Source organism: Nocardia sp. NPDC004722, from assembly GCF_053601505.1.
Genome location: NZ_JBSGBY010000780.1, coordinates 1 through 3,337, shown reverse-complemented (window position 1 = coordinate 3,337; position 3,337 = coordinate 1). Strand labels below are relative to the sequence as shown.

The window sequence follows — 3,337 nt, the reverse complement described above, 5'->3', positions numbered from 1 at the left end:
CCGTGCTGAGCAATTCGGTGAGAATCACGGCCAGGAAGAACCCCTGCAACGCGAAGGCGACGGAGTTCGCGGTGCGAGCCGCCCGCAGCGTCGGATCGAGGACGCTGAGCTGCGAATTCTGAGGCTGAGGCGGGAGCATTTCGAAAGAGTAGCGGCGGCGGCCGAGTCCGGCATCCCGGACCTGGGTTACGATCCGCACCGCGCTTGATCACACGCGGCTCGCAGTTGGATAACGAATCTGGTCGCTTTCGGGTCTGCGGGCGGTTGCCCTGCGGCACTCTGGAAGTGACGGCTCGGGCTGGTGGTTTCCGATAGGACGGAAGCGGTCCGAGCGGTGAGTGTGGTGGCTGGGGTGATCTTGTGAGCACGAGGCGAGTGGATGTACCGGTGGCACTTGCCGAACCGGGTCCGCACTCGAATCCAACTACGGCGGTGGGTGATTCGTCCGTTCGCGAGCGTTCTCGGACGCGGGCGCAGGGCAAGGACGCGCGCGGGCACGCGGCGGGGGAGCGATGCCGCGAAGCCGACTGCGCGGCCTGCCGATGGGATGTGCGGCGGCTGGAATTCTGGTTACGCGGACGGCTGCTGGCCGCGGGCGCCGAGGATGTCGAGGTGGCCGCCAGCCTCGGCGGGTTGAGCGTGGACGTGCTGTGGCGCAAGGGCGATCGGACCTGCGCCATCGAGGTGTCCAGCGCCGCACCCGAGTTGACGCGCGCCCGCGCCCGCACCGTCGAGCTGCGGACCAGCGGTTGTAGTGAAGTGCTATGGATTTGCCCACCCGGTTTCTGGACCGCGCAGCTGCCCGCGCTCGGTCTCGACGACTTCGCCGCCGACGGCTGCGAATACCGGGTGGTCGGCGGTTTGCTCACCGCCGGACCGGGCGGTGTGGTCTCGGCCCGCCAATCCGCCTGTGAACTGCGAGAATTCATTACGGGCTGGGTGGCCGAGGAGATCGCGTTCGGCTGCCGCGACGAGCACCAGGGAGGATGGGCGACGGTGACCGACTGGGAACGTCACACTCGGACACAGGCGGCCGTCATCGCGCGGCAACGACAGGAACTCCAAAACCAGCGCACCGCTCTCGCCTTGGCGCGCAAGGCCACTCGCGACAAGACCAAGCAGTTGATGCGCATGACCCACCGTCTCGAACGAGCCGAAATCGCCTCCCAACAACAAGCCGACGACCTGGCCCAAACCCGCCGCAAGATCGCCGACCACAACCGAGTCGACGCCACCCTCCGTCTGACCGTAGCCGGCCAACGCTCAGCAATCCTCCAATGGCAACTGATCACCTGGTTCGCAGTACTCGTGATCATCATGCTGATAGCCGCCGGCCTGCTGCTGAAGTAGCGAATCCAGGAAGTTCGAAGACCGAGCCGCTGAGGCGTTCAGGGGCGGAGGCGAAGCCCCGGGACGTTCGGAGGATTCGAGGGCGAAGCCCCGGGACGTTCGGAGAGTTCGGAGGCGAAGCCCGGGACGTTCGGAGGGTTCGGAGGCGAAGCCCCGGGACGTTCGGAGGGTTCGGAGGCGAAGCCCCGAGACGTTCGGAGGGTTCGGAGGCGAAGCCCCGGGACGTTCCGAGGTTCGTGGCGAAGCCCGAGTTGTTCCGGGGGTTCGGGGGCGAAGCCCCTGAGAGTTACGAGAGTTGTCCCTCCCCTTTCAACGTATATCGCAGTGGGGGGCTTGCGGCAAGCCCCCGGTCGTGCTGCACAATCGTCGGCCGAAGGTCGGTACCTGCGGAAATAGCTGTCTCGCATACCGACCGGAGGCAACTTCGACGATGGGTGGGTTCATGTTCGATGTGATCGTTTCCGGTGCCGGGCCGACCGGTCTGATGCTTGCCAGTGAACTGCGCCTGCACGGCGTGCACGTCCTACTGATCGAGCGGGACGCCGAACCGACCAAGGTCGTGAAGGCGATGGGCATGCATGCCCGCACGGTGGAAATTCTCGATCAGCGCGGTATCGCCGAGCGCTTCCTCGCGGAAGGCACACAGCACCCGACCAACGGATTCTTCGCCGGGATCCGCAACGAGGTCCCGGTCCAGCTGGATACGAGTTTCCCGTTCGTGCTGGGTTTGCCGCAGCCGATCACCGATCGCCTGCTCGCCGAGCACGTGACCGAGCACGGCGTCGAGATCCGGCGCGGCACCGAACTGGTGGATGTCACCCAGGACGAGGATTCCGTCACCGTGGCGCTGGCCGACGGCACCACGCTGCGCACCCGCTACCTGGTCGGCTGTGACGGCGGCCGCTCGACGGTCCGCAAGGCGGTCGGCATCGATTTCCCGGGTGAGCCCAGCCGCATCGAAACCCTGCTGGGCGAGGTGGAATTGACCACTCCGCGCGACGAGGTGATCGCGACGGTTATGGAGTTGCACAAGACGCACCGTCGTTTCGGCGCGGTTCCGTTGGGCGGCAACCGGTATCGGGTGGGCGCCCCCGCCGCGGGCCTCTCGGACGATCCCCGCGTGCCGCCGACCCTGGAGGAGTTGCGCGCGCAGGTGATCTCCATCGCGGGCACCGATTTCGGTATGCATTCACCGCATTGGCTGTCGCGTTTCGGTGATGCCACGCGCCTGGCCGACCGCTATCGTGTCGGCCGTGTGTTCCTGGCGGGCGATGCCGCGCACATTCACCCGCCGGTCGGCGGCCAGGGGCTCAACCTGGGCGTCCAGGACGCGTTCAATCTGGGTTGGAAACTGGCGGCCGCGGTCGCGGGCTGGGCTCCGGCCGATCTGCTGGATTCCTATGAGTCCGAACGCCGTCCGTGGGCACAGGACGTGCTCAACAACACGCGTGCGCAGACCGAGCTGTCGCTGCCCGAGCCGGGCCCCGAGTCGATCCGCCGCCTGCTCACCGAATTGATGGAGTTCCCGGAGGTGAAGCGCTATCTCACCGAGAAGGTGATTGCGGTCAGCACCCGCTACGACTTCGGCGACGGCCCCGACCAGCTGGGCCGCCGCCAACGCGACATCCCGTTGAAGAACGGCCGCCTCTACGACCTCCTGCACGAGGGCCGCGGCCTGCTCCTCGACCAGACCGGCAAACTCTCGGCCGACGGCTGGACCGACCGCGTCGACCACGTGGTCGACGTCAGCGAGGAATTGGCGTCCCCCGCGATCCTGCTCCGCCCCGACGGCCACATCGCCTGGGTGGGCTCCGATCAACAGGACCTGTCCCCGGCACTGGAACGCTGGTTCGGTTCCCCCACCCGCTGATTCGACTCGACCGCCCGGCGCACGGTCCTCGGCTCACCGTCCGCGTTGTTGTCACCGCCTGCCTGCGTCGTTGTCACTGTTCCCGGCGTGGGTGGGCCCGCCCATGGACGGCACCGA

General features: G+C 67.1%; 2 protein-coding genes. Both read left to right on the top strand.

Annotated features, from left to right (window positions below; translation table 11 throughout):
• Window positions 1-432 precede the first annotated feature (432 nt).
• Complete coding sequence (locus ACWELQ_RS41695) at window positions 433-1,350, top strand: hypothetical protein (protein WP_452402506.1); 918 nt, start codon at window positions 433-435, stop codon at window positions 1,348-1,350.
• A gap of 442 nt (window positions 1,351-1,792) precedes the next feature.
• Window positions 1,793-3,220 (top strand): rifampin monooxygenase, encoded by a 1,428-nt coding sequence (gene rox, locus ACWELQ_RS41690; protein ID WP_452402505.1) that lies wholly within the window; start codon window positions 1,793-1,795, stop codon window positions 3,218-3,220.
• Window positions 3,221-3,337: the final 117 nt, after the last annotated feature.